Here is a 12420-nt window from a genome sequence, read left to right as displayed (position 1 = left end):
TTAGAAAATTAGAAAAAAATAAGCAATAAAAAAAACAACCTAGTGCCTTCAAGCTAGGTTGTTTTCTTTGGTGCCGAAGGCGGGACTCGAACCCGCACGGTATTGCTACCACCGGATTTTGAATCCTTAATTTAGAAAATTTATACTTGTTGAATGGCTTAAAATACGCAAATGGAAAATTTAGATTTCAATTTGAAAATTAGAAATTGATTAGAAAGGATTTTAAGTATTCTATCTATGGTTTAAAGGGTTTATATATGTATTGATTTGAATATATATTAGAAACTGCTTTATTGGTTTTCTTATTGTTTTTATTATTTAATTATACATTAGTATTATCTGTTGTATTTAAAGTCTTTAGGATTGAAATATGAGCTTGTAAGATTGTTGAAGGATATTTATATCTTTTGTGGAAATATTTAGATATAACTATTCTTAGGTAGGTGATTGAATGAGAAGTAAGACGCAGAGAGAATTTAGAAAACAAATGAAAAAGCATAATAAAGAGTTGAAGAACAATAAAGATGAGAATGCTTTTTATAGTTATATTAGAAAGGATTTTATAAGTAGCTATTATAGTAAATTTAATAAGAAGAAAGTAATTTATTTATCATCAACTTTACTTTTAATTATATATATACTTTTTAGAGTAACTATGAGTGGTATGTTTAGTTATGTTGGTAGAAATACTAATTATTCGAATGCTAGTTTATCTAACAATAATTTATTTATTAATAAGCAAAGTAAGGTTAGTCAGTATATTGATGAAATTAAAGTTTATAAACGTAATATTAATACTATGATATCTTATAGGTCGGAAAATCTTAATAAAGTAAAGGATTCTGTATCAAGAGATGAATTTCTTAATCAAGTACAATTGAATATAGATACTATAGATGTTTATATAGTAGAAATAAAGGAAATTGATCATATTAATGATTTAGATAAATATCATTCTAAATATCTAGAAACTGTTGAATTAACTAAACAATTATTTGTTGAAACTTGTACTATTGAAGAGATAAATACTCAAGAAGATATAGATTTGCATATAGCAAGGACTAAAAAAATTATTAATTCAATAAATGATAATTATAAAATTCTTACTGATGAATTAAAGTTGGTTTTAGAAAAATTAGATATGCGATATGAAGAAACGACCGATGGTATAAGATTTTGGTATCAAGATGATTATTAAACAGAACGAATGTTCTGTTTTTTTTATTGTCTTGAAATTGACTTTATGGTATAATTTTTTATACGAACAAACGTTCTGTTATTTATACATTTGTCGAATTATAGGTATAACTGTCTAATTCACCATAGTAAACCTATTATATGATTAAATATTTATTATAGATATTTGGTATCCTAATCTTGGTGATCGTTATGAAAATATTACTTAAAGAGATTAGGTTGCAGTGTGGTTTTACACAATTACAACTTTCAAGAATGTCTGGAATATCTAAATCATATATTTCTCTTGTAGAGAATGGTGAGAGACAGCCTACATTATATGTACTATGTAGGTTAAGTAAAGCTTTGGGAGTTGAATTAATTGAATTAGTAGAATGTGACTAAAGGGGGATGCTTTTTTATGGAGAAAATAAAGCTTGATAAGAAAGATTGGGACGTGCTTATAATTAAGTTTAATGGTATTGTGTATGAGAATATTTTACATAAAAAAAATAACAACTGATTTGGTTGTTATTTTTTATTGAGGTCTTCAAGAGTTTCTATTAATCTTTTTATTTTTTTTGGTGTGAATCCCTTTTCCTTTAGTTCCTTATTTACTTCAAGATATTCGACTCCTATTTTGCTTAATTCTGTTGGAATTTCTTTTCCTTCTATTATAGCAATTTCTTTATTGTCAACTCTCCCCAATAAATAATCTGTTGATACATTAAAAATATTTGCTAGTTTGTTTAATGTATCTAAGTCAGGTTGATGTATATTATTTTCATATCTATTTATTGTAGCATGTGAAGTCTTTAGTAATTTTCCTAATTCTACTTGAGTTAGTTTTTTTTCTTTTCTTAACTTACGTAATCTATCACCAAATTTATCCACTTTTAACCTCCTTAATGTACATATCATGCACATATTATATCATATATAAAATATAATTTGAAAAAATGTAATAAAAGTGTAAATTTTCCCTTGACTTTACGGTTATCTTACAATACAATGTAAGTATAAGGTACAAATGTACGTTAAGTGAAAAAAGGGGAGATGTAAAAATGAATTATAAAAATATGAGTTTTGAGAAAGTTTTGAGTATTAAAGGAAGTCATCTAACTACAGGTACTTGGTTTGATATTGATAAAACAGAAAGAAAATCTATTGAAGATGCTTTGCATCATCATTTCAAGTTGGCGTGTAGTGATATTAGAAATGCAGTAAGTTTATAGGAGCATAGGGGCTCAGTCCCCTATCTCCCCTACTATATATAAGGAGTTGTTTTATATTGAAAGCTAAATCTAAGATTGATAGAAGATGGCAAGAAAAGCAAAGAAAAATATCTATTGCTAGAAAGCTAAATAATGGTCAAGTAGCAGATTTAAGCTTTAAAGGTATTTTACAAACTATTTATTCTGTTCGTACTTATGATGATAAAAACATTAAACATTTAAAGTAATTGATTTAATGATACAAAATAAATCCTTTGTGAGGTTGGTAATATGCTCTATGACATTTTAACTGCATCGTTTGTTGGTATATATGTTGGAATTATAATACCTTTGTTATTGCGAATGGTTTACCTTAATGATAATGAATAATGAACGGAGTGTTGATTATGAATAAAGAAAAAAATTACTTGGTTAAGTATTATTTAGGTTTATTTCAAGAAGAATTTGAATGTAGAAATTATATTATTCATGCTAATGCTGTTGAATTTACAGGATGTGGTGAAGATGGTCATACGATTGTGATTCCAATGTGCAAGTTTTATATACATAAAATAAATTCTGATAAATAAAGATAGTTTTTTAAAATTATTTATGAACGGAGTGTTGATTATGGATAATGAAAAAGTAGGTTTTTATGGCTATTTTATGGTTGGTTTAATCATTTGTTTATGTTTAGCTATTATTCTACTCTTAGGTAGTTTTCTTTATTTTTTATTTACTAAAGTCTTAATTGAAACTTTGGTATTTATTGGTGTTTTGGTCGTTGTACCTTTACTTGGATTTATAGCCTTTAAAATTCCTTTTTTAAGAAAATATTTACTTTAAACGGTGGTGTAATTCTTGATATATACAATAAAACGTAATGATAAGAAAATAGTATCTATGATGTTAATATTACTTATTGTGTTTACATCAATTGTTTCAAGTTATGAGGTTGCTAATGCTGAGATTGTAACCATAAGTTTGGTTGTAGGTGGTTTAGCATTAATAGGACTTGGTGGATTATTAGCTTATTCATCTGCTACTAATCAAGATATTGATGATTTTGGACCTGTTGGAGATATATTTAGTACTGTAAAAGATATTCAAACTAATGTTTGGGGCTTGTTAAAAGTTGAAACTAAATATTTTTATTATAAATTATTTAATGGAGTTGAAAGTGTTGAACCTGGTGAATTTTCTGATTTAGATACTTCAATTAAAGATGAAGTTATTTCTAATGTTAATTATGTAAATCAAGAGGGTTATATCGATTATAGTACTCAAATTAAATATGAGGTTCCTAAAATACAATCTGAAACTGTTAAAGAGTTTACTACTGAAACTAATGGTATTAATTTTGTTCAACCTTATGCTAGTGGTTCTTATTATGATTTAACTGAAACATCAACAGGGATTGAAGGTATTATTGCTTATAGAGAAATATATAATGGCACTGATTATGGTGATTTTAATACAAAACGTTCTTATATTGATTTTGGTACTAAATCTGATTCTTTTTATAAATTGAATAATGTTGGATTTAGTATAACTACTAAATCTTATATAAATGATTTCTATTATAAATCTTATGGTGATTATTATTATGAGTATAATATTGAGCATACTCTAGTAAATTCTCAATCTGAAAAATATAAAGTTATTTTTAATTTTATTTTAAGAGATGATTCAGCAGATTTTATTAGAAATGATATTGATTATGCATATGGTTCTATGAAAATATTACAATTAGTAGGTTCTGAATATGTTGAACTTTCAACTAATGGTGATTCTAGTACATGGGATGATGATTTTCGAAATAATTTAGGTGTTACAGCTAATATTCCTTCTTTTGATGCTAGCAATGTATTTGATTATATAGATCCTTTATTTATTGGCGTTACTTCTACAAATCCTTCTGTATGTCCTGATATTAAAGCACCTTCGATTCCTTTAGAACCTTTATTGGATACTGATATAGATTCGAATGATGTTGGTTTATATTCGGATGATATAGTTACTGGGTTAGAAACTGTAGAAGATACGTTTCCTGTATCTGTTGATAATGATTTAGGTGGAATAGTTGTTGAAGCTCCAGATACTAATGTAGGTGAGCCAGATACTGGTATTGATACTATTGATTATACTGGTGTGTTAAATGATATTGCTAATAATACAACATCTATAGAAGAGCAATTACAGCAATTGAATCAAGGTACTGAAATTGACTTAAATAATTATAATATTCCTGATTTATTTAAACTACTTATTTTAATACTCATTGCTTTATTAAAATTCTTTGTTACTTTTGTAGCTCTTGTTATAGCTTTTCGAGGTATTCCACCAGATAGTAGTTTGTTGCCTGATGAAACTATTCAAGTTTTAGAGTGGTTTAAAAATACTTCTTTGCCAAGTTTTAATATGTCTATGAGTCAAATTATTTCATATTTAGTTGCTATACTTTTAGTTTTTAGAGTTGCTAGATTATTAAAAAGACATATTGTTGGTGTTGCTGAAAATACACATAGAAGGTCTTTGAAGAAAACTAAATCTAAAAAGTAGGTGTTTTATATGGATTGGTTAGTTGAAATATTTGACCAAATTAAAGAAGCTTTTATTTTAAGTGTTGATTCTCTTAATTCTTTTTATAATAATATCGAATCTCAAACTGATACATTAATTTCTATGACTGATAATATACAAAATGGCACTATGGAAGGTCTAAATATTGTTCAGTTTATTGGTACTTTTCGTTATATTGTTGGTGATCCTATTTGGTATGTATTTTATTCTTTAACTATGTTAGGTCTTGGATATACGATTTATGCGATAGTTGTACTTATTAAAAATGAAATTCCTGTTTCAAGTATTGTAGGTAATATTAAAGGTTTATTTTTAAAATAGCTTAAAACTCCTGCAGGGTTTTAATATAAAAAAATAAAAATAAGGAGTGAAAATTTTGAAAGGAAAAATAAGAAAATTAGCAAAGAAAAAGTCATTTAAAACAGTAATGATTTTAATGGTATTAATGTTGTGTAGTACTTCATTTGCTTTTGCATCAGAGCCTACTACTGGGTTAAATATTGAATTTGATTTTGACCAGATGTTTACATGGGCCAATCAGCTTATTACTGCTATGTTGCCAGTAGTTTATATTACAATGGGTATTTCATTGGCGTTCTTGATTATTAGGTCGCTTAAGATGGCATTTAGTTAGATGAAGAAGGGTTTTTCCTTCTTCTCTAATTTATACCTATAAAGGAGAGATGTTATGACTATTGAAAATTTATTAGAGGTTATTGTTATTCAGAATTATGTAATAATAGGCTTGTTTATTATAAAGATTATTATGCAGAAGAAGGTGTTTAGAAATGGCTGAGATAGTAATTAGAAATGTAGTATATATATTTTTCTGTATATTAAGTTTAGATGTTTTGATGATTGTATTTAAGAAGTTTGTATATTTTGCTATGACTATGTTTAATCATGTTGATTTGAGTTTCTTTAAGAGAGCTAATAAGAAGTCATTTACTTTTAAGAAAGTAAGAGGTGATTAGTTTGATAAATTATGTTATTGGTTTCTTGTTATCTTTTTATTTTATAGTTAATGTTACTGCTATGATTCAAGATATTGAGATTAAAGAGAGGGTGTAGTTCATGTATATAGTAATCTTAGAGGAAGATATAGTAGTTGCTAATACTCTTTCTAAGCTTAATAAGAAGTTAGGTTCTAAGTTGGAAGAACAAGAATTTAAGAAGGTTGGTAATAACAGAATTGTTAAGTTGACTGAAAAGGATTTAGATTTTGTGCAGGATAAAAAAAGATTGGCTACTATTCCTATTAAAAATCTTTATTCAAAGGATAAAACTCATAAATTGATACTTTATGCAATATTGTTCTTTAACTTTATAACGTTTATTAGAATAGGGTAGGTGTTACCATGATAGATTTCGACAAAGAATTAGATAAATTTATTGCTCAAGGTAACCAAGGTACTGCAATTAAAGATATTCATAATCTTATTCCATGTTTTACTGATGTTCAATTAGAAATAATTCATAGTCTGCAATTTTTTGCTGACAAATATGACTTGTTTGAATTAGATAATTTTATAGCTAATTATATGCAGTCAAAAGTTAAAAATAAGAATTTGAATTTCTTAAAATCCATGAACGTTAAATCCTTACTTAAAGCTTATACTCAAGATGAATTAATAAGAGGTATTAAATATTCTAGAATGAGTCAAGAGGAGTAGTTTATGGCTGGTATTATAACGGGATTTTATGGATTTCAGAGAAGTGGTAAGACTGCTTTAGCTATATTGTTATCAAGGTTATTGAATGATGAGTATGATATTCCGGTTTATACAAATATGAATAGTCCTAAAGGATTTATAACTATAGAATCTTTAGAGGATATTCCTTATAATTTTAAACCTAAAGTTCTTTTATTAGATGAAGCTATGCAATTTTTAGATTCTAGGGCATGGTCTGATAATCAGAAATCAAGTTTTTTCTTTAATATTATAGGCAAGCTTAATATATTTCTTATGCTTACTTCACCTATTATGGATATGATTGATATTAGACTTAGGAAGCAGCATAATTATATGTTTATTGCAAAGTCAGATGATAAGAACATATATTATAGGTGCTTTGATGTTCAAAGGAATACTCAAAAAGATATTATTTTAGAGAAAAATAAAAAATTGTTTGATTATCTTGATTATGACCATCAAGAAGTACCAGATGTTATTGACTTAGATATTGAGCAATATGTTGATAAAGTAAGAGCTTATGCTAAGAAGATGAAAAATAATAATTTAATAAAAAATGAAAGGAATGTATTGAAATTATGAAAGAAGATAAAAAAAATAATGATTTATTAACTAAGTTGAATGAGTTGCTTAAGGATGAAAAAGAACTTATGATATTGAAAGGACAGTTACAGAGTCCTGAAAAACAGATTAAAGAAGATGGTCAAATATACTATACTTTTACTCTTAAGACAGTTAAGAAATATACAAATGACCTTTATAGTACTGGATTTTCTACTTACTATATAGTTATTCCTACGTCAGTTTCGGCTAAGTTATCAGATGATGATATTAAGGATATGAAAGGTAATGAAGTATTAGTTTTATTAGATCCTTCGTGCAGAACTAAAATTATTACTGCTAGAGAATCTGGAAATAAATATAAGGTTAATCATAATATTAACCTATATTGCATTGATATTATGAAGGTTAGAGATGTAGAGAGGACTATAGATAACTCTAAGGTTATATCTCTATAGATAATAGGTAAGATTGAGGTTAGGCTGAGAGATACGTCACGAAGTGGCGTATCTTAGGCAAACACCTATATATAATTATAATACTTATGAAAGTTGTGTTTAACATGGATAAAAGACATTCTGATTCATTGAAGTTGATGGCTGTTATTTTTATGGTTGTGGACCATGTAGGTGTCCTATTGTATCCTGATTTGATTATTTTCAGAATTATAGGAAGACTTTCATTTCCTATATTTGCATATTTGATTGCATTAGGTGCTGATAGAACTAAAAATATTACATCATATATTATTAGGCTTTTGATGTTTGGTGTATTAGTGCAGGAAGTGTATGTTTTAGTTTTTGGTGTTTATAGATTAAATATATTTTTTACTTTGGCTTTTGGCTTGTTGGCTATATATGCATATAAAGAGAAGAATATTTTAATTGCCTTTATCGTATCTTTGCTTGGCTATTATATTCCAGTTTCTTATTCTTTGTATGGTGTAATAACAATATTAATTTTTTATATTTTCAAAGAGTATAAGATTATGCTTTTAATAGGTTTTTTTCTTTTAAATCTTATATTTATAGATAAATATACTCAACTCCAATTATTTAGTATGTTTTCATTAGTATTTATTTTCTTGGAATCTCGTATTTCAAGTTTGAAGATTAGTTTTAATAAATATTTATTTTATGGATTTTATCCTATTCATCTTATTGTACTTTATTTGATAAAGGGGGTATTGAGATGATTGAATATTTTAAAAGTACTACTACATCTTCGAATTGGAAGCTATTATTAGCGTTTTCTCTAGTATTTTTGTTTGGATATTTATTATAGTTATAAGATGTATAAAGATGTATTTATATACATTTCTTTAAAATTCAACTTTGAAACCGTTGGTATTACTTAGTTAGAAGGCTGTTGAGATTGTTCTCAAACGTGCATAAACAATTTTAAAGTGCAATTGTATTAAGGATTGAAATGTTGATTTTAAGACTTCTAAAGTTATATATAAGGCTATTATGTGTTATCTTTGCGTTTAAAATAGCCTTTTTTAGTCTAGTGAATTGCTTATATTCATCAATATACATTTTAATTGAACTTAAAGTTTAGAACAGGCGTTCCATCTCTTAAGATTCTCCAGAGGTAAAGATATCTTTGAGTTTAATAAAACTAAGTGAATGTTTTTTTATGCTATAATTTTTAGTCCGAAAGGAATATTTATTTGATTTATCTCTTTGAGTTCCCCTTTCGGCATTTTAGAAAGAGCATAAAAAATTCTGATAATCAAGGTGGAGATTTTCAAGTGTTTTTCTTGAAAATACTACCTTGATTATTAGAAAGTGAATGGTTCAGTAGTAGAAAGGTTGTGAATCATGAGAAGGAAAATAGTTAAGAAAAAATATTTCTGTGTTGGTTGTCAGAAGACAATTATAGAAGATGATATGGTTTCATGGCATTGTGGTACTGGAAAAGGCATTTGTAGAGAATGTAATAAAAAATATAGTTATGCAGAACAAAGGGATTTGGAGAAATATGGTCATATTCTTAATCGTGGTGAGCAACTTAAGATGGATTTTATACCCTCCCCCCTTCCCTATTAACAAGGGGGGCAGTAACGCCACTCTCCCATCTAGTCAAAACACTAAGATTCTTTCTTTTTTATTATGTTTCTAATGTTTCTTAAAAAAGATTTTTTGTAAATTTTACGTGATATAAATTCAATTTTTCTCTTATTTTTAAACCATTTAGCAACATATTTTTCTCCTGTATGAGTCATGTAGGTTATTTTTATATTTGATATTTCTGGTATTGCAAGGTCATTTTCTGTATCTGTTAAAGAATATTTGGTTTTTTCCCCAGGTAATAAAGTATATGGTCCATTTAGCTTTGAATAACTCTTATTTTCATTTAATGAACCTATTAATGGATTTAATTCCATTTCAATATTAATATTTAGAGCACTAGATGGGCCACTATTCAATAAATATAGATTGACACCTGCAATATTTATATTTCCATTTTTAACAGGTAATTCTATTTCGCTGACAATTAATTTTGCTTCACTACTTTTTAATACTAATTTTTTAGTGTATATAACATACATAATTGTGAATAAAGTTAAAATTGTTGAGGAAATTGCTTGTATTGTTGTAGCATTATTATTAATCCAAAATATTAAAGTTTTCATAATATCATCTCCTATGATTTTATTTTAGCATTAATTTATTATTCAAGTAAAGAAAGGTTGTGAGCTTATGCAATTACCAAATATAGATACCCTAATTGCTACCCTTGACCTAGTAGACTATGACACTGATGCAAGTAACTTACTTAAGACTCTAGAAATCAAGAAACAAGAATCTAAGAACAATGTTAAAGAAGATAGCTACGAGAATGTACTTGTTACTATAGGAAATATGTCCTTTGAAATTTTCCCTAATGGTTCAAGGCATCATGCTTATATATTGCATAATGATTATTACGAACTTAAATTTGCTAGATATAGGAGTAGATCCGTAAACAATTATCCAATCTTTATAAAGATAAAGTCAGCTTGTTTATGGGAAAAAGGATATACTCAAGCTTGGGAAGATATTAAGACCTTGATATCAAATAATATCGGTGAAATAGCAACTAATAAGATTTCAAGGGCTGACCTTTGTTGTCATACTGATGAACTACAAATTGAAGCAAGTGATATAGATAGATTTTCAGGGAAATTTAGAAGTGATGAAATATATCGTGACGATAGAAAGCTTAGTGGCTTTACATTCGGCTCTGGAAAGTCTAAAAAAATATTTTGTAGAATCTATAATAAGACGATGGAAGTAGTTAAGAAACGTCAGAAACTATGGTTTTTTAATATATGGAATGAAAACAACATGGATAAGGACAATGTTTGGAATGTTGAATTTGAGATACAAAGAAAGTTTTTTAAAGAATATGATATAGAAACTGTAGAGGATATGTTTACTAAGATGTCTTCGCTTTGGAAGTATTGTACTTTTGATTGGTTACAATTTAAAGAGCTTGATAATAACAGAAAAGACAGATGTTCAGTAACTGATTCTTGGATTAATATACAAAATTCATATAATCATATCGAGTCTAAAAGTCTTATTAAAGCAGAGCAACGTCTAGATGCAGATGCTGATGTTTTGATACCTAGTATAATTGGTTATATAACAAGCTTTTCAGCTAGAAAGAAATTAGGTAGAAAAGATGATTTTGACCTTGGAGAAACAATTATTGATTTAACAACTAGAGGACTTGATTACTTAGAGAGAAATAAGGAATCAAACTTTGTTGATGAGGTTCAGAAGAAATTAGCTTTGTTAGCTAATTAATATTAAGGAGTTGAAATCTAAATGAAAAGGATTTATGGAATTAAAGCAATAATAGGAGCATGGTATTTAGGAGTGTGTACTGTTGCAAGTATAATTAATATTGTGAATGGTAATTTGATTTTACTAATTTGTACTTTATGTGGAATTGTAGCAGGATTTCAGTCTGTAATTTCAAATAGTATGTTATTGGTGGTAGAAGATATTGAAAGTGATATCTAAATGTTGATTTGCTGAGGTGATTATTTGGCTTCAATACATAAGAAAGGCAATAAATATTATATAGTAGCAAAGATTAATGGTAAACAGAAGTGGATTGCAGGTAAGAGAACTAAAGAAGAGACTAAAAAGTATATGAGAGAAATTCTATATAAGATTGAGAACGATAAGGTAAGAGTAGATACAGTAAATATGACTGTTAAAGAATTTCTTGATAATTGGTATAATACCTATTGTATTAATAACTTAAAATTGACCACATATACTGGCTATAGACAATATTTAGATAGTTATATCATTCCACGAATAGGTAATGTTAGGATAGTAGATTTAAAGCCTATTGAAATACAAAATATGTATTACGATATTATGCAGAATGGCAGAGTGAATGGTAATAAACCATTAAGTGGTAAAACAATAGTTCAAGCCCATAGGATACTACATAAGGCACTTAAGAGTGCAGTCATGATGCAAATATTAGAAATGAATCCTTGTGATTTTGTGGAATTGCCTAAGAAAAAGAAATTTAAACCTAGTGTGCTAGATGAAGAAGAAGTAAAGCCATTTATAAATGGTTTTAAGAATACAGAAGTTTATATTGGTGTAGTCTTAGCTATTACTCTTGGTTTAAGGCGTGGAGAAGTTTTGGGCTTACTATGGAAGGATATAGATTTTAAGAAAAAAATACTAACTGTTGATAAAACTTTAGTTGTGGCTGACAAAAAGATTAAGGTTGACACGCCAAAGACGGAAAAATCGAATAGAGTTTTACTATTATCTAATTCTCTTATTGAAGTTTTAATTTTAGAAAAAGAAAATAGACAAGCTTTAGACAATGATTATGTAGTTTTGAATCCAGAAGGTGAAAGATGGAATCCTAGTTCATTTTCTAGGAGATATTCAGAGATTAGAGATAAGAAATGTTTGAAAAAAATTCGATTTCATGATTTAAGGCATACTAATGCAACTATAATGTATAGAGCTAATATTAAAGCTAAGGTCATGCAGGAAAGATTAGGTCATTCAAATATATCCACTACTTTGGATATTTATACACACTTATTTAAGGAAGACCAGCAGGAAGTAGCTGACATTTTCGATAATAAAATTTTCAAAAATTAGAAGAATCATTAGAAAATTAGAAAAAAATAAGCAATAAAAAAAACAACCTAGTGCCTT

General features: G+C 27.3%; 21 protein-coding genes. 19 read left to right on the top strand and 2 right to left on the bottom strand.

From position 1 onward, the window contains the following. The first annotated feature begins 451 nt into the window (after window positions 1–451). Complete coding sequence (locus JMO20_RS10995; protein ID WP_202709719.1) at window positions 452–1198, top strand: hypothetical protein; 747 nt, start codon at window positions 452–454, stop codon at window positions 1196–1198. Window positions 1199–1389: 191 nt separating this feature from the next. Beyond that, the gene (locus JMO20_RS10990) at window positions 1390–1581 is read left to right on the top strand and encodes a helix-turn-helix domain-containing protein (RefSeq protein ID WP_202709718.1); all 192 of its coding nucleotides are present in this window, start codon (window positions 1390–1392) and stop codon (window positions 1579–1581) included. Between the two features lie 126 nt (window positions 1582–1707). Here JMO20_RS10990 and JMO20_RS10985 read toward each other — a convergent pair whose 3' ends face one another. Further along, window positions 1708–2070, bottom strand: coding sequence for a helix-turn-helix domain-containing protein (locus JMO20_RS10985; RefSeq protein ID WP_341534021.1), 363 nt, complete (start codon window positions 2068–2070; stop codon window positions 1708–1710). Window positions 2071–2240: 170 nt separating this feature from the next. On the opposite strand from JMO20_RS10985, the gene JMO20_RS10980 reads away from it, so the two are divergent. The 14 genes from JMO20_RS10980 (at window position 2241) to JMO20_RS10915 (ending at window position 9279) form a co-directional block, all read left to right on the top strand. Next, on the top strand, window positions 2241–2411 hold the full coding sequence (locus JMO20_RS10980; RefSeq protein ID WP_202709716.1) for a hypothetical protein: 171 nt from the start codon (window positions 2241–2243) through the stop codon (window positions 2409–2411). A 56-nt stretch (window positions 2412–2467) separates the two neighbouring features. Next, window positions 2468–2638 carry a hypothetical protein gene (locus tag JMO20_RS10975; RefSeq protein WP_202709715.1) on the top strand — a complete coding sequence of 57 codons (171 nt, stop codon included), beginning with the start codon at window positions 2468–2470 and terminating at the stop codon, window positions 2636–2638. A 159-nt stretch (window positions 2639–2797) separates the two neighbouring features. Then, window positions 2798–2980, top strand: coding sequence for a hypothetical protein (locus tag JMO20_RS10970; protein ID WP_202709714.1), 183 nt, complete (start codon window positions 2798–2800; stop codon window positions 2978–2980). 40 nt (window positions 2981–3020) lie between these two features. Continuing rightward, window positions 3021–3236: a hypothetical protein gene (locus JMO20_RS10965; RefSeq protein ID WP_202709713.1), complete on the top strand. Its 216-nt coding sequence runs from the start codon at window positions 3021–3023 to the stop codon at window positions 3234–3236. 15 nt (window positions 3237–3251) lie between these two features. Then, entirely contained in the window at window positions 3252–4952 is a 1701-nt protein-coding gene (locus tag JMO20_RS10960; RefSeq protein ID WP_202709712.1) for a hypothetical protein, read from the top strand. A 9-nt stretch (window positions 4953–4961) separates the two neighbouring features. Beyond that, window positions 4962–5294 (top strand): hypothetical protein, encoded by a 333-nt coding sequence (locus tag JMO20_RS10955; RefSeq protein ID WP_202709711.1) that lies wholly within the window; start codon window positions 4962–4964, stop codon window positions 5292–5294. Between the two features lie 55 nt (window positions 5295–5349). Then, the gene (locus JMO20_RS10950; RefSeq protein ID WP_202709710.1) at window positions 5350–5607 is read left to right on the top strand and encodes a hypothetical protein; all 258 of its coding nucleotides are present in this window, start codon (window positions 5350–5352) and stop codon (window positions 5605–5607) included. A gap of 154 nt (window positions 5608–5761) precedes the next feature. Continuing rightward, on the top strand, window positions 5762–5947 hold the full coding sequence (locus JMO20_RS10945; protein ID WP_202709709.1) for a hypothetical protein: 186 nt from the start codon (window positions 5762–5764) through the stop codon (window positions 5945–5947). A 100-nt stretch (window positions 5948–6047) separates the two neighbouring features. Beyond that, window positions 6048–6323 carry a hypothetical protein gene (locus tag JMO20_RS10940; RefSeq protein WP_202709708.1) on the top strand — a complete coding sequence of 92 codons (276 nt, stop codon included), beginning with the start codon at window positions 6048–6050 and terminating at the stop codon, window positions 6321–6323. An 8-nt stretch (window positions 6324–6331) separates the two neighbouring features. Further along, window positions 6332–6646: a hypothetical protein gene (locus tag JMO20_RS10935; RefSeq protein ID WP_202709707.1), complete on the top strand. Its 315-nt coding sequence runs from the start codon at window positions 6332–6334 to the stop codon at window positions 6644–6646. A gap of 3 nt (window positions 6647–6649) precedes the next feature. Next, window positions 6650–7249: an ATP-binding protein gene (locus tag JMO20_RS10930; protein ID WP_202709706.1), complete on the top strand. Its 600-nt coding sequence runs from the start codon at window positions 6650–6652 to the stop codon at window positions 7247–7249. Beyond that, a complete protein-coding gene (locus JMO20_RS10925; RefSeq protein ID WP_202709705.1) occupies window positions 7246–7686 on the top strand; it encodes a hypothetical protein in 441 nt (146 codons plus the stop codon). The genes JMO20_RS10930 and JMO20_RS10925 overlap by 4 nt, the downstream gene beginning before the upstream one ends. A 104-nt stretch (window positions 7687–7790) precedes the next feature. Further along, window positions 7791–8423, top strand: a complete 633-nt coding sequence (locus tag JMO20_RS10920; protein ID WP_202709704.1) for a TraX family protein — start codon at window positions 7791–7793, stop codon at window positions 8421–8423. Window positions 8424–9051: 628 nt separating this feature from the next. After that, window positions 9052–9279: a hypothetical protein gene (locus JMO20_RS10915; protein ID WP_202709703.1), complete on the top strand. Its 228-nt coding sequence runs from the start codon at window positions 9052–9054 to the stop codon at window positions 9277–9279. 41 nt (window positions 9280–9320) lie between these two features. Here JMO20_RS10915 and JMO20_RS10910 read toward each other — a convergent pair whose 3' ends face one another. Continuing rightward, window positions 9321–9866 carry a hypothetical protein gene (locus JMO20_RS10910; RefSeq protein WP_202709702.1) on the bottom strand — a complete coding sequence of 182 codons (546 nt, stop codon included), beginning with the start codon at window positions 9864–9866 and terminating at the stop codon, window positions 9321–9323. Between the two features lie 67 nt (window positions 9867–9933). Here JMO20_RS10910 and JMO20_RS10905 point away from each other — a divergent pair, with 67 nt between their 5' ends. Genes JMO20_RS10905 through JMO20_RS10895 form a run of 3 tightly spaced genes read left to right on the top strand, consistent with a single transcriptional unit; the run spans window position 9934 to window position 12363 of the window. After that, window positions 9934–11025, top strand: coding sequence for a hypothetical protein (locus JMO20_RS10905; protein ID WP_202709701.1), 1092 nt, complete (start codon window positions 9934–9936; stop codon window positions 11023–11025). 21 nt (window positions 11026–11046) lie between these two features. Next, window positions 11047–11244 (top strand): hypothetical protein, encoded by a 198-nt coding sequence (locus tag JMO20_RS10900; RefSeq protein WP_202709700.1) that lies wholly within the window; start codon window positions 11047–11049, stop codon window positions 11242–11244. Between the two features lie 24 nt (window positions 11245–11268). Beyond that, entirely contained in the window at window positions 11269–12363 is a 1095-nt protein-coding gene (locus tag JMO20_RS10895) for a tyrosine-type recombinase/integrase (RefSeq protein ID WP_202709699.1), read from the top strand. Window positions 12364–12420: the final 57 nt, after the last annotated feature.

Origin of the sequence: Sporosalibacterium faouarense, assembly GCF_016765695.1 — a bacterium.
Classification (GTDB): domain Bacteria; phylum Bacillota; class Clostridia; order Tissierellales; family VENL01; genus Sporosalibacterium; species Sporosalibacterium faouarense.
The sequence above is the reverse complement of the archived record's forward strand: the minus strand, read 5'-3'. Positions and strand labels throughout refer to the sequence as shown.

What these genes read in the sequence shown, in the direction of transcription:
- JMO20_RS10995 (WP_202709719.1), top strand. Translation starts at nt 452, where the DNA reads ATGAGAAGTAAGACGCAGAGAGAATTTAGAAAACAAATGAAAAAGCAT.
- JMO20_RS10990 (WP_202709718.1), top strand. Translation starts at nt 1,390, where the DNA reads ATGAAAATATTACTTAAAGAGATTAGGTTGCAGTGTGGTTTTACACAA.
- JMO20_RS10980 (WP_202709716.1), top strand. Translation starts at nt 2,241, where the DNA reads ATGAATTATAAAAATATGAGTTTTGAGAAAGTTTTGAGTATTAAAGGA.
- JMO20_RS10970 (WP_202709714.1), top strand. Translation starts at nt 2,798, where the DNA reads ATGAATAAAGAAAAAAATTACTTGGTTAAGTATTATTTAGGTTTATTT.
- JMO20_RS10965 (WP_202709713.1), top strand. Translation starts at nt 3,021, where the DNA reads ATGGATAATGAAAAAGTAGGTTTTTATGGCTATTTTATGGTTGGTTTA.
- JMO20_RS10955 (WP_202709711.1), top strand. Translation starts at nt 4,962, where the DNA reads ATGGATTGGTTAGTTGAAATATTTGACCAAATTAAAGAAGCTTTTATT.
- JMO20_RS10945 (WP_202709709.1), top strand. Translation starts at nt 5,762, where the DNA reads ATGGCTGAGATAGTAATTAGAAATGTAGTATATATATTTTTCTGTATA.
- JMO20_RS10940 (WP_202709708.1), top strand. Translation starts at nt 6,048, where the DNA reads ATGTATATAGTAATCTTAGAGGAAGATATAGTAGTTGCTAATACTCTT.
- JMO20_RS10935 (WP_202709707.1), top strand. Translation starts at nt 6,332, where the DNA reads ATGATAGATTTCGACAAAGAATTAGATAAATTTATTGCTCAAGGTAAC.
- JMO20_RS10930 (WP_202709706.1), top strand. Translation starts at nt 6,650, where the DNA reads ATGGCTGGTATTATAACGGGATTTTATGGATTTCAGAGAAGTGGTAAG.
- JMO20_RS10925 (WP_202709705.1), top strand. Translation starts at nt 7,246, where the DNA reads ATGAAAGAAGATAAAAAAAATAATGATTTATTAACTAAGTTGAATGAG.
- JMO20_RS10920 (WP_202709704.1), top strand. Translation starts at nt 7,791, where the DNA reads ATGGATAAAAGACATTCTGATTCATTGAAGTTGATGGCTGTTATTTTT.
- JMO20_RS10915 (WP_202709703.1), top strand. Translation starts at nt 9,052, where the DNA reads ATGAGAAGGAAAATAGTTAAGAAAAAATATTTCTGTGTTGGTTGTCAG.
- JMO20_RS10910 (WP_202709702.1), bottom strand. Translation starts at nt 9,866, where the DNA reads ATGAAAACTTTAATATTTTGGATTAATAATAATGCTACAACAATACAA.
- JMO20_RS10905 (WP_202709701.1), top strand. Translation starts at nt 9,934, where the DNA reads ATGCAATTACCAAATATAGATACCCTAATTGCTACCCTTGACCTAGTA.
- JMO20_RS10900 (WP_202709700.1), top strand. Translation starts at nt 11,047, where the DNA reads ATGAAAAGGATTTATGGAATTAAAGCAATAATAGGAGCATGGTATTTA.